The organism is Leucobacter ruminantium (assembly GCF_017565705.1).
Taxonomy (GTDB): Bacteria; Actinomycetota; Actinomycetes; order Actinomycetales; family Microbacteriaceae; genus Leucobacter; species Leucobacter ruminantium.
The window spans coordinates 62,317-83,446 of the sequence record NZ_JAGDYL010000007.1; the positions used below are offsets into that span (position 1 = coordinate 62,317).

The 21,130-nt window shown below is 70.2% G+C and carries 19 protein-coding genes; 4 read left to right on the forward strand and 15 right to left on the reverse strand.

Features of this window, described 5'->3' with window-relative positions:
• Positions 1–28: 28 nt before the first annotated feature.
• On the reverse strand, positions 29–697 hold the full coding sequence (locus J4H91_RS05915) for a winged helix-turn-helix transcriptional regulator (RefSeq protein WP_208045341.1): 669 nt from the start codon (positions 695–697) through the stop codon (positions 29–31).
• Between the two features lie 293 nt (positions 698–990).
• On the opposite strand from J4H91_RS05915, the gene J4H91_RS05920 reads away from it, so the two are divergent.
• A complete protein-coding gene (locus J4H91_RS05920) occupies positions 991–2,271 on the forward strand; it encodes an RNA 5'-3' helicase PhoH2 (RefSeq protein WP_243752702.1) in 1,281 nt (426 codons plus the stop codon).
• A gap of 40 nt (positions 2,272–2,311) precedes the next feature.
• On the opposite strand, the gene J4H91_RS05925 is transcribed toward J4H91_RS05920, so the two are convergent.
• The 8 genes from J4H91_RS05925 to xseA all read right to left on the reverse strand — a co-directional run bounded on the left by J4H91_RS05925 (position 2,312) and on the right by xseA (position 11,810).
• Positions 2,312–3,727 (reverse strand): VaFE repeat-containing surface-anchored protein, encoded by a 1,416-nt coding sequence (locus J4H91_RS05925; protein ID WP_208045343.1) that lies wholly within the window; start codon positions 3,725–3,727, stop codon positions 2,312–2,314.
• 251 nt (positions 3,728–3,978) lie between these two features.
• On the reverse strand, positions 3,979–4,752 hold the full coding sequence (locus J4H91_RS05930) for an SGNH/GDSL hydrolase family protein (RefSeq protein ID WP_243752689.1): 774 nt from the start codon (positions 4,750–4,752) through the stop codon (positions 3,979–3,981).
• Between the two features lie 48 nt (positions 4,753–4,800).
• The gene (locus tag J4H91_RS05935; RefSeq protein WP_208045344.1) at positions 4,801–6,747 is read right to left on the reverse strand and encodes a sigma-70 family RNA polymerase sigma factor; all 1,947 of its coding nucleotides are present in this window, start codon (positions 6,745–6,747) and stop codon (positions 4,801–4,803) included.
• Positions 6,748–7,425: 678 nt separating this feature from the next.
• Positions 7,426–8,829, reverse strand: a complete 1,404-nt coding sequence (locus tag J4H91_RS05940; RefSeq protein ID WP_208045345.1) for an aspartate ammonia-lyase — start codon at positions 8,827–8,829, stop codon at positions 7,426–7,428.
• A gap of 115 nt (positions 8,830–8,944) precedes the next feature.
• Positions 8,945–9,619, reverse strand: a complete 675-nt coding sequence (locus J4H91_RS05945) for a carbonic anhydrase (protein WP_208045346.1) — start codon at positions 9,617–9,619, stop codon at positions 8,945–8,947.
• 25 nt (positions 9,620–9,644) lie between these two features.
• Entirely contained in the window at positions 9,645–10,313 is a 669-nt protein-coding gene (locus J4H91_RS05950) for a DUF4245 family protein (RefSeq protein WP_208045347.1), read from the reverse strand.
• Positions 10,314–10,316: 3 nt separating this feature from the next.
• Positions 10,317–10,559 carry an exodeoxyribonuclease VII small subunit gene (locus tag J4H91_RS05955; RefSeq protein WP_208045348.1) on the reverse strand — a complete coding sequence of 81 codons (243 nt, stop codon included), beginning with the start codon at positions 10,557–10,559 and terminating at the stop codon, positions 10,317–10,319.
• A 21-nt stretch (positions 10,560–10,580) separates the two neighbouring features.
• Positions 10,581–11,810: an exodeoxyribonuclease VII large subunit gene (gene xseA, locus J4H91_RS05960; protein ID WP_208045349.1), complete on the reverse strand. Its 1,230-nt coding sequence runs from the start codon at positions 11,808–11,810 to the stop codon at positions 10,581–10,583.
• Between the two features lie 107 nt (positions 11,811–11,917).
• Here xseA and J4H91_RS05965 point away from each other — a divergent pair, with 107 nt between their 5' ends.
• On the forward strand, positions 11,918–12,949 hold the full coding sequence (locus tag J4H91_RS05965; RefSeq protein WP_208045422.1) for a 4-hydroxy-3-methylbut-2-enyl diphosphate reductase: 1,032 nt from the start codon (positions 11,918–11,920) through the stop codon (positions 12,947–12,949).
• A 126-nt stretch (positions 12,950–13,075) separates the two neighbouring features.
• Here the strand turns inward: J4H91_RS05965 and J4H91_RS05970 are convergent, their stop codons facing one another.
• Together J4H91_RS05970 and fbaA are read right to left on the reverse strand one after the other, a co-directional pair.
• Positions 13,076–13,783 (reverse strand): DUF6264 family protein, encoded by a 708-nt coding sequence (locus J4H91_RS05970; protein ID WP_208045350.1) that lies wholly within the window; start codon positions 13,781–13,783, stop codon positions 13,076–13,078.
• A complete protein-coding gene (fbaA, locus tag J4H91_RS05975; RefSeq protein ID WP_208045351.1) occupies positions 13,783–14,811 on the reverse strand; it encodes a class II fructose-bisphosphate aldolase in 1,029 nt (342 codons plus the stop codon). Before fbaA ends, J4H91_RS05970 begins: the two co-directional genes overlap by 1 nt.
• 83 nt (positions 14,812–14,894) lie before the next feature.
• Between fbaA and glpX the strand changes: the two genes are divergently transcribed.
• Positions 14,895–15,878, forward strand: a complete 984-nt coding sequence (glpX, locus tag J4H91_RS05980; RefSeq protein WP_208045352.1) for a class II fructose-bisphosphatase — start codon at positions 14,895–14,897, stop codon at positions 15,876–15,878.
• Between the two features lie 16 nt (positions 15,879–15,894).
• Here the strand turns inward: glpX and J4H91_RS05985 are convergent, their stop codons facing one another.
• The 4 genes from J4H91_RS05985 to erm all read right to left on the reverse strand — a co-directional run bounded on the left by J4H91_RS05985 (position 15,895) and on the right by erm (position 20,411).
• Positions 15,895–17,301, reverse strand: a complete 1,407-nt coding sequence (locus J4H91_RS05985; protein WP_208045353.1) for a hypothetical protein — start codon at positions 17,299–17,301, stop codon at positions 15,895–15,897.
• Positions 17,298–18,869 carry a DNA recombination protein RmuC gene (locus J4H91_RS05990; protein WP_208045354.1) on the reverse strand — a complete coding sequence of 524 codons (1,572 nt, stop codon included), beginning with the start codon at positions 18,867–18,869 and terminating at the stop codon, positions 17,298–17,300. The genes J4H91_RS05985 and J4H91_RS05990 overlap by 4 nt, the downstream gene beginning before the upstream one ends.
• Positions 18,870–18,984: 115 nt before the next feature.
• Positions 18,985–19,569: an exonuclease domain-containing protein gene (locus tag J4H91_RS05995; protein WP_208045355.1), complete on the reverse strand. Its 585-nt coding sequence runs from the start codon at positions 19,567–19,569 to the stop codon at positions 18,985–18,987.
• Positions 19,570–19,598: 29 nt separating this feature from the next.
• Complete coding sequence (erm, locus tag J4H91_RS06000) at positions 19,599–20,411, reverse strand: 23S ribosomal RNA methyltransferase Erm (RefSeq protein WP_208045356.1); 813 nt, start codon at positions 20,409–20,411, stop codon at positions 19,599–19,601.
• Positions 20,412–20,734: 323 nt separating this feature from the next.
• Here erm and J4H91_RS06005 point away from each other — a divergent pair, with 323 nt between their 5' ends.
• The gene (locus tag J4H91_RS06005) at positions 20,735–21,127 is read left to right on the forward strand and encodes a VOC family protein (RefSeq protein WP_208045357.1); all 393 of its coding nucleotides are present in this window, start codon (positions 20,735–20,737) and stop codon (positions 21,125–21,127) included.
• The last annotated feature ends 3 nt before the right edge of the window (positions 21,128–21,130 follow it).

Here is a 21,130-nt window from a genome sequence, read left to right on the forward strand (position 1 = left end):
ACCCGCTCAGCTGCGAGGGCGCGGCGCGTCAGTCGTCATCGTAGTCGCGTTCGCGGGCGAAGCCGTAGCCGACACCGCGCACCGTGCTGATCAGCCCCTCGTGCTCGCCGAGCTTGGCGCGCAGGCGCCGCACGTGCACGTCGACCGTGCGGGTGCCGCCGAAGTAGTCGGTGCCCCAGACATCGCTGAGCAACTGCTCGCGCGTGAACACGCGGCCGGGATGCGCGGCGAGGAAGTGCAGCAGTTCGAACTCCTTGTAGGTGAGGTCGAGGGTGCGGCCGTGCACGCGGGCGATGAAGTTCGACTCGTCGATCACGACGCCCGCGGCCTGCACCTCCGCGACGGGCGCGTCGGCGGCGGAGCCGCGCTCCAGCAGGCGCAGCCGCGACTCCACCTCGGCCGGGCTCGCACCGGGCAGCAGCAGCTCGCTCACCCCCCAGTCGGCGGTGAGCGCGGTGAGGGCGACCTCGGGCAGGATCACGACGCGGGGCGTCTGCGTCGTACCGGCGAGGGCCTGGCAGGCCGTGCGAGCGCGGCGCGCGTCGAGGGTGCCGTCGATGAGCACCGCGTCGAAGCGCGACGGCATCGTGTCGGGAACCCTGAGCGACAGCGGGGAGGTGCGCACCTCGTGCGGCAGGAGGTCGAGCGCGGGCAGCGATTCGGCCGGATCCCTATCGGCGAGGCAGAGCAGCTGCATCTCCCGCTCCCTTCGGCTGTCGAACCGTTGCAATTCTACTGCCGGGCCTGTTTCCCGCCGGTTTCGGGAGTGTTACCCGCGGTGAGGGATCCCTCGCGGGCACGGGGCGCAACCCCCGCGCAACCGGATGTTCACCGTTCTTCACTCGGATCGGTGTGTGTCGCTTCGACGCATCGAGCGGCGCGAGCGTAGCGTGAGAGGCACCGGACGAAGGAGACACTGTGACCGAGTTCCCGCATTCCGAACCCCTCTCGGCCGAAGCGCACGAGGGCCGTGATCGCTCGACGGAGCGTCTGCGCACCTATGTGCTCGACACCTCGGTGCTGCTGAGCGATCCCTCGGCGCTCTTCCGCTTCGCCGAGCACGCGGTCGTGCTGCCCATCGTGGTCGTCATGGAACTCGAGAAGAAACGGCACGACCCCGAGATCGGCTACTTCGCGCGGCGCGCGCTCCGCATCCTCGACGAGCTGCGGGAGCGCCACCTTCGCCTCGACTTCCCCGTGCCCGTCGGCGACTCCGGCGGCACGGTGCGTGTCGAGCTCAACCACTCGAGCGCCGAGGCGCTGCCGAGCGGCATGCGGCTGGGCGACAACGACACCCGCATCCTCGCCGTCGCCCAGAGCCTCGCCTCGGACGGCCTCGACGTCACCGTCGTGTCGAAGGACCTCCCCATGCGGCTCAAGGCCGCGGCGCTCGGGCTCGGCTCCGAGGAGTACCGCGCCGAGCTCGCCCACGACGACGCCTACACCGGAACCGCGACGATCGAGCTCGCCGAGCACGAGATGCAGTCGCTCTGGGACCAGGAGCGGCTCGACGACGTCGACGACGTCGAGGGGCTGACCCGCGGCACCGGTCTCATCATCACCTCCGCGCGCGGCTCGGCGCTCGGGCGCGTCGACGGCCCGCGCTCGCTGCACCTCGTGCGCGGCGACCGGGAGGTCTTCGGAGTCACGGGCCGCAGCGCCGAGCAGCGGCTCGCGATCGACCTGCTGCTCGACACGCGGGTCGGCATCGTGTCGCTCGGCGGCAACGCGGGCACCGGCAAGTCGGCGCTCGCGCTCGCCGCGGGGCTCGAGGCGGTGCTCGAGCGCCGCCAGCACCGCAGGATCATGGTGTTCCGGCCGCTGTACGCCGTCGGCGGGCAGGAACTCGGCTACCTGCCCGGCGACCGCGAGGAGAAGATGGGGCCGTGGGCGCAGGCCGTGTTCGACGCGCTCGGGTCGATCGTCTCCGAGAACGTACTGGACGAGGTGATGGCGCGCGGCCTGGTCGAGGTGCTGCCGCTCACCCACATCCGCGGCCGCTCGCTGCACGACGCCTTCGTGATCGTGGATGAGGCGCAGTCGCTCGAGCGGGGTGTGCTGCTGACGATGCTCTCGCGCATCGGGCAGAACTCGCGGGTGGTGCTCACCCACGACGTCGGGCAGCGGGACAACCTGCGCGTCGGCCGCTACGACGGCATCGCCGCGGTGATCGAGAAGCTGAAGGGGCACCCGCTCTTCGGCCACGTCACGCTCACACGGTCCGAGCGCAGCGAGATCGCGGCCCTCGTGACGGAGATGCTGGGGGAGTAGGGGCGCCGGGGCGCGGCGGGAGGCCGCGCCCCGGTCGTGCCTACACCGCGCGGCGTCGCGCTACGAGGAGTGCGGAGCCGGCGAGCACCGCGAGCAACGCCGTGGCGGCGAGCGCCGATGCGGGGCCTCCGCCCGTACGCGCCAGTTCGGCCGCAGGTTTCGCGGTCGGTGCGGCCGGCTTCGCCGGCGTCGTTGCCGGTGCCTGTGCCACTACGACGGTCTGGGCGGCATCGTCGATGTCCTCGTGGGCCGCCACAGGGGTGCCGCCGACCTCCGAACCCGCATAGAGCCGCTCGAAGGCGACGAGAGTTTCCCCCGCGTAGCCGCGAGGGATCGTGAAAGAGACCTCGACGGTGCCGGACGCGGATGTGGGGGTGAAGGTCGTGGAGCCCGTGATGCCGGTCGCCGAACCGTCGGACTTCCGCATGAGCTCTCCCGTAAGCGTGTACTGCTGCCCCGGCGTCAGGTTCGCATACGCGACCGTGTCGATGACGGTGCCGCCGTCCCACGCGACGATGCGATCGCCGTCCGCGGCGTCCACGAGGGAGGTTCCGATCGCAGGAAGGGCGACGGGCGTCGCGGTCCAGCTCGCCGTCGCCTGCGCGGTCGTGCGGGCGGTGTCGGGCGCGATCAGGATGATCGACTGCGCGTGGTCGGCCGCGGTGGGGGTGCCGCCCGCGGAAGTCGGCACCGAGATCACCGAGCCGCTCGCGCTCGACCCGGTCACTGCGGCCGTCACCGTCGCGGAACCCGACTCCGTCGCGGAGCGCAGGTCGAGGTACAGCTCCTGGCCGTCGGTCACGGCGTTCGGGTCGATGGCTTCGCCCGCGGCATTCGTCAGCGTGATCGCCGGATCGACGGACACGGAGGCGGTCGGCCGGTTCGTGTGCACCGTGAAGGGGCCGACGAGATCTCCCGGCTCGAATGCGCCGGAGGGGGCCGTGATCGAGACGGTGGCCTCGAAATCGGCCGGCGTCAGTCCGGAACTCGCGTTCGCGCCGGCGATGAGGTACTGGTAGGCGGCTTTGGTGTTCTCGACCGAGTCGGTGCCCGCCCAGTTCCAGTCGGCGTCGAACCCGAGGTCGGTGTAGCGCCAGATCGCGTACTGGGTCGCCTCGATGGCGTCGTTGCGCGAGATGCCGGGCACGTTCGCGGCGTCGGCGAAGTCGGACAGGCTGAGCGCGGGGTAGCTGTGCGCGAGCACCCAGAGCACCTTGCCGTACACGGCGGGGTCCGACTTGAAGAGGTTGGAGCCGAGGTAGCTCGAAGCGTCGCCGACCCGTCCCTCGAGCCTCGTCTTGGCCGAGACGTTGTGCTCGATGCAGTACGCCCAGTAGTCGGGGGTGCCCGGGTTGTTCGGATCGGCGGGGACGGTCTCGTGGATGCCGAAGATCCCGTTCCCGCCGTGCCCCTCTCGCGGCCCGACCCAGACCGTGCCGTCGGCGACCGCTGCCAATGCAGGGGTCGTAGTCGGCGCGAGTATCGTGAGGAGTCCGACGATCAGGGCGACGATCGCCCGTCCCGTCCTTCTCCGTGGTTCTGTATGCTGCAACGTCATCGTGGGCCTCTCTCCAGGGTTTCAGCCGCCGGGCTACCGATCCGGGCACGGCTCGATATAGAGAGAGTCGACGGGGCGCGAAAAGTGACGCGGACTTCCGCGAATCGATTCGGCGTCCCCGTCGGAGGCGGCGGAGCGGGAGAGGCCCCTCAGCCTGCGTGTTCGCGCTTCCAGCGCTCGACGCGCGGGAGAACGAGCGGCCAGAACGCGTCGGCCCACACCTCGTAGCCGCGATCGTTCGGATGGAACGCGTCTTCGGCGAACTCGGTGAGGATGCCGCGCAGCCCGCGCTCGCGGGTCGCGCGGTAGACGGGCACGACCTCGAAACCACGCGCCTCGGCCACGGCGTGCAGGATGAGGTTCGCCTGCCTCACCGCGCGCTCCCGCCACGGAAGGTGGAACGAGGGCACCTCGCCCACGATCGTGTGCGGGGGCAGCGCATCGAGAATCGTGCTCAGGTTGCGGTGGAATGCGACCGGATCCCACGCGGCGATATCGTTCGCACCGATCGCGACGGTCACGAGGTCGGGGTGCTTCTTCAACGGGTTCACGGCGCGCGGCAGCTGATCCCTCGCACACAGGGCGCTCGTCGCCCCCGAGACGGCGAGGTTGGTCACGTGCACGGGCTCGCCGATCTCCGCCTTGATGCGATCGGTGAGCTGCCCCACGTAACTGCGGCCGGGCACGCTCGCCCCGATACCCTGCGCCGTGGAGTCGCCGAGCGCCAGGTAGAAGAAGCGCCCCGGCACCCGTCGACGCTCGCGCCACCACGCCGCCGTGACCGGCTGCATGTCGGACAGGGCCCACATCGGACGCTCGGCGCGCTCGAGCCAGTCCGCGCGGCCGAGTCGCCGAGCCAGCCAGACCTGCGTGGAGAGCGACAGTGCGCGCAGGCCCTGCGCGGGGGTTCCGCCTGTCATCATGCGCCTGATTCTAGTGGTTCACCGGGCGGTGCCTGCCGAGCCGACCCCTCAGTCGACCGGCTCCAGATCGATGGACTCGAGCCCTGGATCCCAGGGTGTGAAGATCGGCGCTCCGTCGTCGTAGACGTCGACAGCCAGCTCTGCGGGAGCACCGCGATACATCTCCGTCGCCGAGGCTCGGTCGCACTGCTCCAGGTAGAGGTAGTAGAAGCCATACGCATGCATGCGCATGCGGCGCACGGCCTTCCCCGATCCGTCGAGAGGGATCTCGTACCACTGCTCGGCGGCGGCCGTGGTCATGCAGACCGTGGTGCCGGGGGCGCCGGTGACCTGGAAGACCAGGCCGGTCTGCGAGGCCTCCTCGAGTGGGATGGTGGTGGCGAATTCGACACCGGTGATGAGGGGAGACTCGATGGTGAAAGTTCCGGTGATGGCTGCAGAGGAGTCGGTCTCGGTGAACGCCCACACCCGATACTCGTGCGTGCCCGACCTTCCATTGCCGAGCGAACGGAAGTCGAAGCTCCACGCGCCCGCCGCGTCCGGGGCGACTGTGTAGATCCTCGCGGTGGGCGTCGTGTACGAGTCGAGGTAGCGGTACTCGACGGCCACGGTGGAACCCGGCGTGGCACGGCCGCTCAGCTGCGGTGCGATGTAGCGCTGCTGTTCGGGGATCGGCTCCGCGCCGGAGGTGAGCAGCATCTGGTTGGGGCCGCCGCCGGGGTCACCGCCCGGCTGTCCATCGGTCGGACCGGACACCGTGCCGGGTTGGGCGGGCTGAGGCTGCGGTGGAGGGGGAAGGTATTCGCCGGGCTGACCCGAGGGGTCGAAGTCCGCGGCGACGATCGTCGGGTCTTGGACTCCGCGCCCGAACTCGCCGTTCGGCTGCTGCCCGTTCCCGCCTGCGGAAGCGCTCGAGCCTCCGCCGGTTCCCGAGCCGCCGTTCGTGTCCGTTCCGGTCCCGGACGGGAAGCCTGAGGTCGAACCGTCCGAGTTGCCCGGTACCGACGCCGAACCGGTCTCGGAGGGTTTGCCGTCCGCCGCACCCGACGCGCCGCCCGAGAAGAACAGGGCAGTGGCAAGCACACCGGCCACGGCGATGACGCCGATGCCGGCGGCGACCCCCGTCGACCCCATGCTGCCTGCCACGACACCGCCGACGAGCAGCGCCGCGGCACCGGCAGCCCCGCCCGAGCCTGCGGCGCTCGCGGGAATAACCCCGGCGAGTGCGGCGAAACCTGCCGCGCCGAGGGTGGCGCGCCGCGTGCGCGCGAACCCCGCGCGCAGTTCGTCGTGCAGTTCGGCGCAGACGCCGCAGCCCGCGAGGTGGCCTTCGATGCGGTTGCGATCGGCTGCCGAGACCTCGCTCGGGGCCGCGACGTAGGCCGGCAGGAGCGCTGCGGCGTGAAGCGGATCGGATGCGAGCCGTGCGGGGACCCGCCGAGTGAGCCACTGCAGCCCGAGACCGTTGCGGGCGCGTCTCGTCAGCGCCGAGACGGCGTTGGGTTTGATCCCCAGCTCCGCGGCGATGCGAGCCCGCGGTACGTCCTCGACCTCGGCGAGCCAGAGCACCCGCTGCCAGCGCTCCGGCAGATCCTGGAAGGCCGCGAGCAGCTCGCCCGCCTCCGCCTCGTCGCTCAAGATCGTGAGGGGATCGACCGCGTCCGTCTCGTCGATGTCCGGATCGGTGTCGACGAGACGTCCCGCCTTGCTCCACCGGATCGCGAGGTTGCGCATGGTGGTGAGCAGGTAGGGGCGGAACGCCTCCCGGGGTCCCTTCCCCTCGACGGCGACCTGCCGGTAGACGGCGAGGAAGGCTTCCGATGCGAGATCCTCGGCCGCCCCCGGCGCGTACCGGCGGGCGACGGTCAGAGCGAGCCCGATATAGCGGCACCACAGCTGGGCGTAGGCCTCCGAGCTCCCCTCGCGGAGGCGCGTCAGCAACTCGGCGTCCGTGGCGGCGGGGTCGCCGACACGATCTCTCTCGATAGACTGCACAGTCTCCCCCTCTGCGCGCCCCCACGCGCGCGGCCCCTCATCCTCGAAGAGTACCCCGAAACGGTCACTCGTCCGAGTGAGAGTCCGGAGAAGCCGAGAAGTGACGCGGGAGGCGGATTTTTTGATGCGTTCGTGCGGAGAGCACGCATTCCGCGCGATGCGCGTCACTTTTCGGGTGCTCCGCGCTCTCACCTCAGTGAGAAACCGGGGCGGCCGGACCGTATGAGCCTCGACCGTCGCGGGATCTCCGCCCCCGGTCGGCTCCTCCCCGCAAGGCTTCGACCGCTCCCGGTCGAAGCCGGGAGACGCCCCCCCCGGTATCCTGCTGCGAATCGTGAGCCCGCGGAGAAATTCTCGGCGTTCTCGCGTCACGTTTCGGGCCGAACGCCGTGTTATGGGGTGAGACGTGATGCGGCCGGACCGTATGAGCCTCGACCGCTTCCCGTCTCGACCCAGGACGGGGCGGCGTCCCCCCGACGCCGCCCCGCCCGCCGCTCGCCGGTCCGGCCGATCACTTCCCCCGGTCGTTCCGACGAGCGGGGTGCGGGAACGGTTCCCCGACCCGACTCGCCCCTTCCGCACCGGCCCGGACGCGTCCGGACCGGGGAAGCGCTGAACCACGAGGGGCGAGGGACCGTCAGGATCCCTCGCCCCTCTCGGGTGCCGATGCGACGTTCGCTACTTGGCGACGCCCGGGTGGGTCATCGAGAGCAGGTCGAGAGCCTTGTCGAGGTCGGCCTCCGTGACCTCGCCGCGCTCCACATAGCCGAGGTCGACGAGGGCCTCGCGCACGGTGATGCCCTTCGCTACCGAATGCTTCGCGATCTTCGCCGCCGCCTCGTAGCCGATGAGCCGGTTGAGCGGGGTGACGGTCGACGGGCTCATGCCCGCGAGCGTCGCCATGCGCTCGATGTTGGCCTCGAGGCCGGCGATCGTCTTGTCCGCGAAGACGCGCGAGACGTTGGCGAGCAGACGGATCGACTCGAGCAGTGCGGTGCCCATCACGGGGATCATCACGTTCAGTTCGAAGTTGCCGCGGGCACCGCCCCAGGCGATGGTGGCGTCGTTGCCGATGATGCGGGCGCACACCATGAGCGTGGCCTCGGGAACGACCGGGTTGACCTTGCCCGGCATGATCGACGAGCCCGGCTGCAGATCGGGGATGTGCAGCTCGGCGAAGCCGGTGTTCGGCCCCGAGCCCATCCAGCGCACGTCTTCGGCGATCTTCGTGAGCGACACCGCGATCGTGCGCAGGGCGCCCGACGCCTCGACCAGGCCGTCGCGGTTCGCCTGCGCCTCGAAGTGGTTGCGCGCCTCGGTGATGGGCAGGCCGCTCGACTGGGCGATCTCGGCGATGACCTTCTCCGGGAAGCCGAGCGGGGTGTTGATGCCGGTGCCGACGGCGGTGCCGCCCTGGGGCACCTCCGCGACACGGGGGAGGGCGGCGTCGATGCGCTCGATGCCGTAGCGGATCTGCGCGGCGTAGCCGCCGAACTCCTGCCCGAGGGTGACGGGGGTGGCGTCCATGAGGTGGGTGCGACCCGACTTCACGGCGTCCTTCCACAGCTCGGCCTTCGCCTCGAGCGCTTCGGCGAGGTGCGCGAGGGCCGGCTTCAGCTGCTCGATGAGCGCCCCGGTCACGGCGATGTGCACGGAGGTGGGGAAGACGTCGTTCGACGACTGCGAGGCGTTGACGTGGTCGTTCGGGTGCACCGGCGCGCCGAGGTGCTTCGTCGCGAGCGTGGCGAGCACCTCGTTCATGTTCATGTTCGACGAGGTGCCGGAGCCGGTCTGGTAGGTGTCGACCGGGAACTGGTCGTGATGATCGCCCGCGATGATCTCGTCGGCGGCCGCGACGATCGCGTCGGCGATCGAACCGTCGAGGATTCCGAGATCCTTGTTGGCGATGGCGGCGGCGCGCTTGATTCGGGCGAGCGCGACGATCTGCGCGGGCTCGAGGCCCGTGCCCGAGATGGGGAAGTTCTCGACGGCGCGCTGGGTCTGCGCGGCGTAGAGGGCGTTCTTCGGAACGCGGACCTCGCCCATGGTGTCGTGCTCGATGCGGTACTCGGTGTCAGTCACGGTGCTCCTGTTTTCTGTGCTGAGGGGCGCCCCCTGAGCCTGTCGAAGGGGGCTGGGATCGGTGCCGGACCCTTCGACAGGCTCAGGGTCCGTTGCTGGGGTCGAGTGAGGGGGATCAGTCGAGGGGAGCGAGCTCGATGTCGAGCGGGCCGACCGCCGTGTAGGGCACGGCGCGACCCTCGGTGAGTCGGTACTGGCAGCCGACCACCGCGAGTTCGCCGCGATCGACTGCGTCGCTGATGGTGCGCGAGTTGCGCAGCAGCTCGTTCACGGTCGCGGCGAGGTGGATGCGGCCGACGGCGTTCGCGTCGATCTCGGCGGCTTCGGCGTAGGGAGTCTGGTGACGGTCGCGGAGCCACAGCTGCTGCACCGACGGCTGGATCGGTGCGAGCGTGTTCGCGACCGAGTCGGTGACCTCGGAGGGATGCCGCCCGGACTGGTCGATCGCCGCCGCAACGGCGCCGCAGGAGTCGTGTGCGAGCACCACGATGAGCGCCGCGCCGAGGTTCGCGACCGCGTATTCCATCGAGGCGGTGATGGACTCGGCGACCACGTGCCCCATGTTGCGGGCGATGAAGAGATCGCCGAGGCCGCAATCGAAGATGATCTCGGCGGCGAGGCGCGAGTCGGAGCAGCCGAAGAGGGCGACGTCGGGCGACTGCTGGTTGACCAGTTCGGAACGGCGCTCCACGTCTTGATTCGGGTGGCTCGACGCGCCGGCGACGAAGCGGTCGTTGCCCGCGATGAAGGTCTCCCAAGCCTGCTGCGGCGTGACGCGTGGTGCGCTCATCTGTATCTAGCTCCTTAATCGTGCCTTATCGTGCGAGTGATTCGGCGACCTGGGTCGCCAGAATGCGAAGTGCCGCGGGAGAGTCCGTACCGAAGACGAGGATCGTGTCGCCGTTCCACTCGCCCTGCAGGCCGAACAGCATGTTCGCCTCGTCGGGGTTGCGGTCGGTGTGGTCGTAGACGGTCCAGTCGATGCCGCCGAGCTGCTCCGTGCCCGTGGCGCTCTGCTCCTCCAACTGCTCGGCGATCCAGTGCTCGTCCACCGGCTCGCCATCCGCGGTGAAGCCCTGCAGCACCGCGGCGTACGCCTCGTGACCGGTCGTCTCATCGACCGTGGTGTAGTTGACGCGCCAGACGTTGACGTCGCCGCTCCTGCTCAGCACGGCCTGCTTGGCCTTCCAAGCCTCGGGTACGGCCGGTGCCGCGAGCGTGCGGCCTGCACTGGGCGCCGCATCGGTCGCGAGGGCGGGCACATCGACCGAGACGTCTTCGAAGCCGCCGGTGCCGCGAGGCACCATCAGGAATATGACGGCGACGAGGGCGAGCGTCACGAGCAGGGAGAAGACGAGATTGTTGACCGTCTTGCGCTCGCGGTAGAGGCGGCTGTTCTCCGCCTTCCGCGCCGCCGTCTCCGCAGGAGTCTCGGGTCGACCGAGTTCGGCGACCACCACCGGGGGCTTCTGCTGCTTCGCCATGGGCTACGCGTCGTCTCCGGTCTCGTCGTCGCTCTGCGATCCCTTGCGGGCCGCCTCCAACCGCTGCCTCGCCCCGAGCAGCCATTCCTCGCAACGGGCGGCCAGCGCCTCGCCGCGCTCCCAGAGCTGCAGCGACTCCTCGAGGGTCGCGCCGCCCTGCTCGAGTCTGCCGACGACCCGGATCAGTTCGTCGCGCGCCTCCTCGTAGCTGAGCTGCGCGGGATCCCGGTCCACGGTTTCTGCCATGGGCCACAGTCTACCGCGCGCCTACTCGACGATCGCGGAGAGGCGGCCTGCCGCGAGCGACACTCGGATCGACGAGCCCGCGGGAGCCTCGGCGGGATCCCTCAGCACCGCACCCGCCTCGCCGTCGGCCTCGAGCAGCTGCGCGATCGCGTAGCCCCGCTCGAGCGTCGCGCTCGGCGAGAGCGCCCGCAGCTGCGCGCGCACCCGACCCAGCTCGTGCGCGCGGTCCCCGACCGTGCGGTCCGCCAGCTCCGTGCCGCGCGCCACCCAGCGCACCAGCTCCTCCGCGCGATCGTCGACGATGCGCTCGGGGAGCGCGAGGACGGGGCGGCCGCGCAACTGCGAGATGCGGTCGGCCTCGTGCGCGAGCAGCTGCCCCAGGCGCGCGCTCATCCGGGCGCGCGCCTGGTCGATGCCCGCGAGCTCCTCGCCGACATCGGGCACGACCCTCTTCGCGGCATCGGTCGGGGTCGAAGCGCGCAGGTCGGCGACCTCGTCGAGCAGCGGCCGGTCGGCCTCGTGACCGATCGCGCTCACGAGCGGGGTCGTCGCCGCGGCCGCGGCGCGCACCACCCGCTCGTCGCTGAACGGCAGCAGATTCTGGAAGTCGCCGCCGCCCCGCGCCACGACGATCACGTCGACCTCGGGATCCCTGTCGAGAGCCTCGATGCCCGCCGCGACCTCGGCCGCCGCCCGATCGCCCTGCACCGCGGCGTGGTGCACCCTGAAGCGCACCCCGGGCCAGCGCAGCGTCGCATTGCGGATGACGTCCTTCTCCGCATCGGAGTCGCGGCCGGTGACGAGGCCGATCAGGCCGGGGAGGAACGGGAGTGCGCGCTTGCGATCCCTGTCGAAGAGACCCTCCGCCTGCAGCTGCCGCCGCAGCCGTTCGAGCCGCTCGAGCAGCTCGCCGAGTCCCAGGTGCGAGAGTTCGAGCACCTGGACCGTGAGCGTGCCGCCCTTCACCCAGAAGTTCGGTTTCACGAGCGCGACCACGCGATCGCCCTGCGAGAACTCGGCCGTGAGACGCTGTGCGACAGAGCGCCACACGGTGAAGCTCACCGTCGCGTCCTGACCGAGGTCCTTGAGCTTGCCGTAGACATGGCCGCCCCGCACCTGCCACTGCGTGACCTCGCCCTCGATCCACACGGTGCCGAGACGCTCGATCCAGGCCGCGATCTTCTCGCTCATGAGGGCCACCGGCCATGGCGCGTCGCGCGTCGCGGGGGCGTTCGGTGCGGGCTCTGCCATGCCGTCCAGCCTAGTTCGTCGCGTGCGCCGGTAGAATCGCCGGCATGAGTGTCACCGGCCGAGCCATCGACCAGCGCACCATCGGCGCGCCCGTGGTGAGCCTCGCGATGCCGCGCATGCGCCGCCAGGCGGGGCGGCTCGAGAACCTGCCCGTCGACGGCGAGAAGAAGGTGCTGCTCGCGGCACCGCGCGGCTACTGCGCGGGTGTCGACCGCGCGGTCGTCGCCGTCGAGAAGGCGCTCGAGCGCTTCGGGGCGCCCGTCTACGTGCGCAAGCAGATCGTGCACAATGTGCACGTCGTGCGCACACTCGAGAAGATGGGCGCGATCTTCGTCGACGAGGTCGACGAAGTGCCCGAGGGCGCGAACGTGGTGTTCTCGGCCCACGGCGTCTCGCCGGCGGTCGTCGGCGCCGCCGAGGACCGCGGCCTGCACGCGATCGACGCCACCTGCCCGCTCGTCACGAAGGTGCACCGCGAGGCCGTGCGCTTCGCCAAGCAGAACCGGCAGATCCTGCTCATCGGCCACACCGGTCACGAGGAGGTCGAGGGAACCGCGGGGGAGGCGCCCGAGCACATCACGATCGTGAACTCGCCCGACGACGTCGACTCTCTCGAGGTGAGGGATCCCGACAACCTCGTCTGGCTCTCGCAGACCACGCTCTCGGTCGACGAGACGATGGAGACCGTGCGCCGCCTGCGCGCCCGCTTCCCGAAGCTGCAGGACCCGCCGAGCGACGACATCTGCTACGCGACGCAGAACCGCCAGGTCGCGATCAAGAGGATCGCTCCGAAGGCCGACCTCGTCATCGTGGTCGGCTCCGCGAACTCCTCGAACTCGGTGCGCCTGGTCGAAGTGGCACTGGAGTACGGTGCCAAGTCCGCCTACCGCGTCGACTTCGCGAGCGAGGTGCGCCAGGAGTGGCTCGACGGAGTGCGCACCGTCGGCGTGACGAGCGGCGCCTCGGTGCCCGAGGTGCTCGTGCAGGAACTGCTCGACGACCTCGCCGACGCCGGCTACTCGGACGTGGAGGCCACGGTCGCCGCTGAGGAGGACCTCGTCTTCTCGCTGCCGAAGGAGCTGCGCCAGGACGCCGCGGGCAACCGCGACGAGCGGGCCCTCGGCGGTCGCGTGCGCTGACGCTCGCTCAATCAGCGGAAGAGAGGGCTGAGTCTCGCTCGATCAGCTCGTCCGCCGGCCCGGCGAGGTGGAGCATCCCCGCTGGTTGAGCGAGGCGCAGCCGAGTCGAAACCCGGGCATCCACACTTACGGCGCGGTGCCCGTCTGCGACACGTACTCGAGAATGCGGCTCATCGCCGTCGGGTCGGCGAGCTCCCGCGTGAGCTCCGGCATCTGACTGGCGGCGAAGGCGCTGCACGCAAACACGATGATGAAGGCCACGGCGCCCGCCACGAGCGGCACCCAGAACGTCAGCTTGCCGCGACGCAGGCGCTGCAGCGAGTAGATGAGGTTCAGCGCGTACACCGCGAAGACGAGCAGCGCACCGACCATGCCGAGCGTTCGCACGGACTCGGGCAGCACGAAGCCGTCGACCTGGAGGGCCGCGGCCATGAGCTCGAACGAGCCGGGCATCTGATACAGCGACATGGCGGAGTAGAGCGCTCCGCACGCGCCGAGCACCAGCAGCACGATCGTGACGACGCGGTCGCCCGAGCGGGGTCGCGGCGCCTGCGGCTGGGAGCCGGGCGCCGATGCACGGTAGGAGTGGGGGTCGTCCACCGCCGAGGACGACTGCGCGCCCACCGCAGGGTCCCGCTGCGCGGGCGGCGCCGCCTGAGAGCCGGAGCCGCGGGCCCCGAGGTTGTGGGGGACCCCGCTCAGGCGGCCGGGGTGCTGATCCTCAGCCGCGAGGGATCCCTCGTCGCGCTGCGCAGCCGATCCCTCATCGGGCTTCCACTCCCAGCCCTCGGGAGCGTACTCGCCGTAGGCCGGAACCGGTCGCTCGTCTGCCACTACGCGCTCACCGACTTCCCGGCCGAGCCGAGCTGCTCGGCCGCCTCGACGATGCGGGCGGCCATGGAGGTCTCGGCCGCCTTGCCCCACGCGCGCGGGTCGTACTGCTTCTTGTTGCCGACCTCGCCGTCGATCTTGAGCACGCCGTCGTAGTTCTTGAACATCGAATCGGCGATCGAGCGCGTGAACGCGTACTGCGTGTCGGTGTCGATGTTCATCTTGATGACGCCGTTCCGCACAGCCTCCGCGATCTCCTCGGGGGTCGAGCCCGAGCCGCCGTGGAAGACGAGGTCGAGAGGCTTCTCGCCGGTACCGTACTTCGACTGCAGGCCGGCCTGGATCTCGGCCAGGAGCTCGGGGCGCAGCCTCACGTTGCCCGGCTTGTAGACGCCGTGGACGTTGCCGAAGGTGAGCGCGGTGAGGTAGCGGCCCTGCTCGCCGAGGCCGAGCGCCTCAACCGTGGCCACGGCGTCGTCGAGCGTTGTGTAGAGCTGGTCGTTGATCTCGTGGCTGACGCCGTCCTCCTCGCCTCCGACGACGCCGATCTCGACCTCGAGGATCACGCCGATCGCCGCGAGGCGCGGCAGCAGCTGCTGGGCGATCTGCAGGTTCTCCTCGAGCGGCACAGCCGAGCCGTCCCACATGTGCGACTGGAAGTAGGGGAGCCCTCCCTCGGCGACCCGCTCCTCGCTCGCGGCGAGGAGGGGCAGCACGAAGCCGTCGAGCGCGTCCTTCGGGCAGTGGTCGGTGTGCAGCGCGACGGTGACGTCGTAGGACTTCGCGACCTCTTCGGCGTACTTGGCGAAGGCGATGGCACCGCGCGCGCGGTTCTTGACCGTGTGGCCGGCGAAGTAGTCGGCGCCGCCCGTGCTGACCTGGATGATGCCGTCGGAGCCGGCCTCGGCGAAGCCCTGGATCGCAGCGTTGATGGTCTGCGAACTCGAGACGTTCACCGCGGGGAAGGCGAAGCCTCCGCTCTTCGCGGCATCGAGCATCGCTGCGTACTGTTCCGGGGTTGCGACGGGCATGAGCGCTCCTTGTCGTGGGGTCGGATCGGCGGGATCTGCTGGGCCACCGCTTCGAGGCCAGTCTACGCGGTAGGCTGGGCGACATGACTGAACCTGTTTCGCTTGGCGATTGGCAGCCGGACCGCAACCTCGCGATGGAGCTCGTGCGCGCGACCGAGGCCGCGGCGATGCGTGCGACGCCGTGGATCGGACGCGGCGACAAGAACGCCGCCGACGGCGCGGCGGTCGATGCGATGCGCCGATTCCTTGCCACCGTCAACATGAGCGGGACCGTGGTGATCGGCGAGGGCGAGAAGGACGACGCGCCCTGGCTCTACAACGGCGAGGTCGTCGGCAACGGAGAGGGCGCGGCCTGCGACGTCGCGGTCGACCCGATCGATGGCACGCGGCTCACGGCCGAGGGCCGTCCCGGCGCCCTCTCGGTGATCGCGGTGGCCGACCGGGGGTCGATGTACGATCCGTCGGCCGTCTTCTACATGGACAAGCTGGTCTGCGGCCCGGCCGGTGTCGGCGTCGTCGACATCCGCCGCCCGATCGGCGAGAACATCCGGGCGCTCGCGCGGGCGAAGGGCGTCGACGTCTCCGACATCCGAGTCGCCGTGCTCGACCGCCCGCGGCACGAGCAGCTCATCGCGGACATCCGCGAGGCCGGGGCAGGCACGCGTCTGATCATGGACGGCGACGTCGCGGGCGGCGTGAACGCGGCCCGTTGGGATTCGCGGATCGACATGTGCGTCGGCATCGGCGGCACCCCCGAGGGCATCATCACCGCTTGCGCGGTGAAGGCGCTCGGCGGCGTGATCCAGGGCCGCCTGTGGCCCAAGGACGACGAGGAGAAGCAGAAGGCGATCGACGCCGGGCACGACCTCGACCGCGTGCTTGAGGCGAACGATCTCGTCGCGAGCGACAACTGCTACTTCGTGGCCACCGGCATCACCTCGGCCGACTTCGTCGAGGGCGTGCGGCGCAACGGGCCGTACGTGAGGGCCGAGAGCATCGTGATGCGCGCCCACTCGGGCACCATCCGCCACGTGGTCGCCGACATGGACCCCGACCGCTGGATGTGAGCCGGAACGCCGACCTTCAGCTCAGGTCCTCGGGCAGCTCCAGGTCGTAGCCGTCCAGGCTCGGCACCCACAGCGAGACCTCGTCGATCTCCGAGGAATCGATGAGGTCCATGAGGGTTGCGCTCGCGCGGTCGACATCGTTCGGCGAGGTCGTGCCGTCGAGGTCGAACCGCATCCTGATCGTGTCCGAGCTGATGATGAGTGCGGCGAAGGCGGCGTGGGGGATGGAGCCGCGGGCCGAGTTCATCGCCGTGTACGCTTCGACGGCCCCTGTGGCGTCACCGCCCCGGGAGATCCGGACGAAGCCCTGATCGGGATCTGCGCCCTCGATGAAGAACTCGGCTTCGACCGGGGAATGCTCCGCGACGAGGGCGAGGATGCCGGGCACGGACTCCCAGTCGCGGGCTCGGACCGTGACCTCGGCGCCGCCTCGCGAAGCCGGGAGCGTGACGCTCTCGACCTCGGGCAGCGCGTCGAGAGCGATGATGAGTTCGTCGTACGATGCGCTTTCGTCGCCGCCTCCCGGGCCGTCGAGATGCACCGTCACCGGAACGTCGATCGCGTCGGCGGCCGTGCGCAGGCGCTCGGCATCGGGGCTCTCCAGCATCCGGGGATCACCGACCGCGACGTCGAGCGCCCCGTCTGCGAACGAGATGCCGCGGTGCGGCATGGCGGCGGCGAGCTTGAGCAGCGGGAGCAGATCATCGATCTCGTACTGCGCCGGAATCCGCACTGCGATGGGCTCGCCGAAGTTCGTGATGGCGCTGCCGTCTCCGTCGACCCAGCCGTTGAACTCGAAGGCGACGTCCGGGGTGCGGTGCCGGAGCTCGCCGAGCAGCTCGAGGAGAGAGGGGAGCGTCGTGGTCTCAGCCGTGACCCGGAACCGCGGTTCGCTCGGGCCCTCGTCTGCCGCCCCGGCCTCCTCCTCGGAGAAGACGATGACCTCGCCGAGGAAGTCGGGTCCGGTGGCCTCGAGCGTCTCGAGGACGACGGAGAACCGTTCGAGCGCGGCGGGATCGCGGCAGGAGTCCGTCGGCCCGTAGCCGGTCGCCCTCCACCGCTCATCGACGGCCCTGCTCTCGAACGTGAGGTCCGAGAACTCGGTCGGCGAGCTGCAGCCCACGTCGGCGATCGCGCGGGCCTGCTGGGTCGTGAGGTCGGGCGAGAGCTCGACGCGTCCCGTGTAGCGGTTCGAGCTCGTCGGCCAGCCGCTGTAATAGTTCCAGTCGGCCGACTCCACTCCGGCGGCCGATTCCATCTGCTTCTGCCACCGCCCGTGGCCCGGATCGAGGCTTCCGCACCCGCTCAGCGCGATGGTCGCGGTGAGGGCGGCGGCGCAGCAGACGATTCGAACCGTGCCCCCGCTGCGTCGGAACACCGGCCCACCCGTATCGGCCGGGCTCGGCGGCTCCCACGCGGTCATTCCGGGCCTTCTCCCGTATCGAGGCCCGTCTCGAGACGCTCCGAGTTCGCCTCGACCTCCTCGAGTTCCGGGAAGAGTTCGTCGAGCGTCGGCGCCTCGGTCGCCGCGATCTCGAAGGTTTCGACCGAACGAAGCGTGCGCTCGACGGCCCTCGTGCGCACGCCGGCCTGGTGCACGGTGTTCTGGGCGGTCTGCAACTGCTTCTCCAGTTTCGCCCAGACCTGCCCGTACTTCTGGAACTCGGTCTTGGCGGCGCCCAGCACCTGCCACACCTCGGAGCTGCGCTTCTCGATCGCGAGCGTTCGGAATCCCAGCTGGAGGCTGTTGAGCAGTGACATGAGCACGGTCGGACCCGCGATCGTCACGTGGTACTCGAGCTGGAGCTTGCTCGCGAGGCCGGGCCGGCGGATCACCTCCGCGAACAGACCCTCGGTGGGGAGGTACATGATGGCGAAGTCCGTCGAGTGCGGCGGTTCGATGTACTTGTCTCGGATGAGCTTCGCCTGCGCCAGGATCACCCGCTCGACCGTCTTGCTGGCGGCCTCGATCTGCTCCTTCTCCCCGTGCTCCTGGGCCTCGAGCAGACGCTCGTAGTCCTCCTGCGGGAACTTCGAGTCGATCGGCAGCCACACCGGCGTCTCGTCCTCACCGCGACCGGGCAGCCTGATCGCGAACTCGACCCGCTCTGCCGAGCCGGGGCGCACGGCGACGTTCTCAGCGTACTGATCGGGCGTCAGCATGTCTTCGAGCTGGCGCGACAGCTGCACCTCTCCCCAGCTGCCCCGGCTCTTGACGTTGGTGAGCACCCGCTTCAGGCCGCCCACGTCGGAGGCGAGCGTCTGCATCTCGCCGAGGCCCTTCTGCACCTGCTCGAGACGGTCGCTGACGAGCTTGAAGGATTCGCCAAGCCGACGCTCGAGCGTGCCCTGCAATTTCTCGTCGACGGTCTCGCGCATCCTCTCGAGCTTCGCCTCGTTGCCCTGCCTGAGCTTCTCCAGCTCCTCGCGCAGTGTCTGCTGCAGCTCGGCCTGCTTCGCGACGTGAGTCTCGCTGAGCGACTGGATGCGCCGGGCATTCTCATCGAGCGAGGTCTTGAGAGTGGCCTGCAGCTTTTCTCCGACGGTCGCCCGCACCTGCTCGAGCTTCGCCTCATTGGCCTGCCGCAGCTCGTCGAAGCGCGCCTCGACGGCCGCCTTGAATTCGGCCTGCGACTGCTGCGAGATCTGCGAGCCGCTGTGCAGTCGATCGCTCAGGCCCGCGAGCGAGCGCTCGAGCAGTTCCCGCTGCTCCCGCTGCGCCGCACCGCGCGCCTCGCGGTCGCGCGCCAGCTCGTCGGCCTGCGCGGAGGCCGCGGCCTGCACCCGGGCGTCGAGCTGCTGCTGCCCGACCGCGAGCGCCTGGGCGAGTTCGCTGCGCTGCGCCGAGAGATCCTGCCTCAGCTCGCCGCTGATCGCGCGCGAGTCGACGGTCTGCCCGCCTTGGTGCCTGGTGCGCGCGAGCACGACGAGCAGCACCGCGATGAGGAGCAGCAGGTTCGCGGCGAGCAGGACGATGGTCAGTGCGTTCATGGTTCACCAGGTCTCTCGGGTCGGGATGCTGCAGATGGTACGGGTGACCTCCGACATTCTCGGCGGTGCAGGGGGCGGAGCGGGGATCCCTCGCCCGGAACGGCCGTTCCGCCGCTCACAGCTTGAGCGGGATCGCCTGGAGTCGGTGGATGCGCACGCCGATCTTCTTGGCGAGCGCCGTCACGTCGGAGGTCTCATGGCGCCTGGCCGCATCGCTGATGATGGCGGCGCAGGCCTCGGCGTCGGCGAGCGCATCGTGGTGCGAGAACTCGCCGAAACCGGCGGCCGCAGCGGCGAGCGGCAGCCGGTGCGACGGGATCTCGTAGGTCTTGCGCGACACCTGCACGCTGCACAGGTAGCGCAGCTTCGGGATCGGGGCGATCGCCTCGGCACATGCGGCCTTGATGACCCCCATGTCGAAGCTGGCGTTGTGCGCGACCGCGACGTCGTCGCCGATGAAGTCGCGCAGCTCGACCAACTGCTCGGCCCACGCGCGCGCATCGGCGACCATCTCGGGGGTGATGCCGTGGATCTTGACGTTGAACGGCAGGAACGCGCCGTGCGACTCCGGCGGCCTGATCAGCCAGTCGGCGCGCTCGACGACCGCCCCGTCGCGCACGCGCACCAGGCCGACCGCGCAGGCGGATGACGGGTGGCTGTTGGCGGTCTCGAAGTCGATGGCGGTGAAGTCTACTGACACCCGTCTAGGGTGGCATACGCGTCTGACACTCACGATCCGGCCCGCTGCGGGCGGTGCTGTCCGCAGGCGCGCCAGAGCTCCGCCCACTGCTGCGCCGTGACATCGCGGGGGAGCGCAGCCGCTCGCACGGCGGCGCTCCGCAGCGCGGCGTCGACCTCCGTGCGGGAGAGGCCGATCCCTCGCTGCAGGATCTGCCGCATGCCGCGCCCGCGCGCGGTGAATACTCGCCGCACGAAGCGCTCGTAGGCGCTGCGATCGCGGATCGGCACGAGAGGCGAATCGCGACGCGACACCTCCAGCAGCCCGCCGTCGACGCCGGGCATCGGACGGAAGCCGTGCGCCGGCACCCGGCAGTGGAGTCGGAACTCGAACCACGGCGCGCTCTGCCCCGTGAGCAGCGTGCCGCCGCCGATCCCGGCCCGCTTGCGCGCGACCTCCCACTGCGTGAGCAGGATCGCGCGCTCCCAGCCGGGTGAGCCCAGCAGTTTGCGCAGCAGCGGCGTGGTGAGGTGGAAGGGGAGGTTGCCGACGATGAGGGGTGCGCGGAACGGTACCCGCATGGCGTCGGCGTGGATCACCTCGGCGCGAGGGAAGCGGCTCCGCAGGGCGGCGACGCGGTGCTCGTCGAGCTCGACGAGGGTGAGGGGGCGTCCCAGTCTGGCGAGGCCGGTCGTCAGGGCCCCGTCACCGGGTCCGATCTCCAGGATCGCGCCGCGGGACTCTTTCGCGAGCGCCGAGATGCGGTCGATCGTGGGTCGATGGTAGAGGAAGTTCTGGCCGAGCTCGTGACGGCCGCCGTAGCGGGACCTGGGCTCGGGGGAATGTTGGGAAACGGGGTGCATGGAAGCGCTCCATCCGAGGAAGTGATGAAGCACCCGGAGACGGGATGGCCGTATCCGGGCGCGATGGGCTCGGAGGTCGGCGCGGAGCGCACGCTCGACATCCCGTCACCGCGCGGATCGCTCGGGCGGGGTGTCGGCGAGGTCGGGATCGCGCCGTCAGGCGCGGCGGTCCCGGAAGATCGCGCGCCGATCGAGCGCGCTGCACAGAGTTCCCATGTCGGCCAACATAGCATTCGGGGCAGTCCCGGCGCGAGGGATCCGGGTCATCCCCGCGAAGCGCAACCCCCTTTCGGCCTCGACCGAGTCCTGCCTACAGTGCAGACATGAGCACACCGATCCGCACGAAGAAGCACGTGTTCGCCCTCGACTGTCCCGACGCTGCAGCGCTCGGCCGGTTCTACGCCGAGCTGCTCGGGTGGCGGTGCCAGGCCGGCGAGGACAGCGACTGGGTCGATGTGATCCCTCCCGAGGACGGCGTCGGCTACGCGATCGCCTGCCAGCAGATCGAGGGCTACCGGGTGCCGGAGTGGCCGGAGGGGCCGATCCCTCAGCAGGCCCATATCGACTTCTACGTCGACTCGATCGCCGATGCCGCTCCGCTCGCGGAGGCGGTCGGAGCCGTGCGGCACCCGCATCAGCCCGGCGAGGGGCGGGGGTTCGCCGTGTTTCTCGATCCCGCGGGACATCTGTTCTGCCTGTGCGAATCGACCGAGTGAGCC

What these genes read in the sequence shown, in the direction of transcription:
- J4H91_RS05915 (WP_208045341.1), bottom strand. Translation starts at nt 697, where the DNA reads ATGCAGCTGCTCTGCCTCGCCGATAGGGATCCGGCCGAATCGCTGCCC.
- J4H91_RS05930 (WP_243752689.1), bottom strand. Translation starts at nt 4,752, where the DNA reads ATGATGACAGGCGGAACCCCCGCGCAGGGCCTGCGCGCACTGTCGCTC.
- J4H91_RS05945 (WP_208045346.1), bottom strand. Translation starts at nt 9,619, where the DNA reads ATGAGCGCACCACGCGTCACGCCGCAGCAGGCTTGGGAGACCTTCATC.
- J4H91_RS05950 (WP_208045347.1), bottom strand. Translation starts at nt 10,313, where the DNA reads ATGGCGAAGCAGCAGAAGCCCCCGGTGGTGGTCGCCGAACTCGGTCGA.
- J4H91_RS05955 (WP_208045348.1), bottom strand. Translation starts at nt 10,559, where the DNA reads ATGGCAGAAACCGTGGACCGGGATCCCGCGCAGCTCAGCTACGAGGAG.
- xseA (WP_208045349.1), bottom strand. Translation starts at nt 11,810, where the DNA reads ATGGCAGAGCCCGCACCGAACGCCCCCGCGACGCGCGACGCGCCATGG.
- J4H91_RS05965 (WP_208045422.1), top strand. Translation starts at nt 11,918, where the DNA reads ATGCCGCGCATGCGCCGCCAGGCGGGGCGGCTCGAGAACCTGCCCGTC.
- fbaA (WP_208045351.1), bottom strand. Translation starts at nt 14,811, where the DNA reads ATGCCCGTCGCAACCCCGGAACAGTACGCAGCGATGCTCGATGCCGCG.
- glpX (WP_208045352.1), top strand. Translation starts at nt 14,895, where the DNA reads ATGACTGAACCTGTTTCGCTTGGCGATTGGCAGCCGGACCGCAACCTC.
- J4H91_RS05985 (WP_208045353.1), bottom strand. Translation starts at nt 17,301, where the DNA reads ATGACCGCGTGGGAGCCGCCGAGCCCGGCCGATACGGGTGGGCCGGTG.
- J4H91_RS05990 (WP_208045354.1), bottom strand. Translation starts at nt 18,869, where the DNA reads ATGAACGCACTGACCATCGTCCTGCTCGCCGCGAACCTGCTGCTCCTC.
- erm (WP_208045356.1), bottom strand. Translation starts at nt 20,411, where the DNA reads ATGCACCCCGTTTCCCAACATTCCCCCGAGCCCAGGTCCCGCTACGGC.
- J4H91_RS06005 (WP_208045357.1), top strand. Translation starts at nt 20,735, where the DNA reads ATGAGCACACCGATCCGCACGAAGAAGCACGTGTTCGCCCTCGACTGT.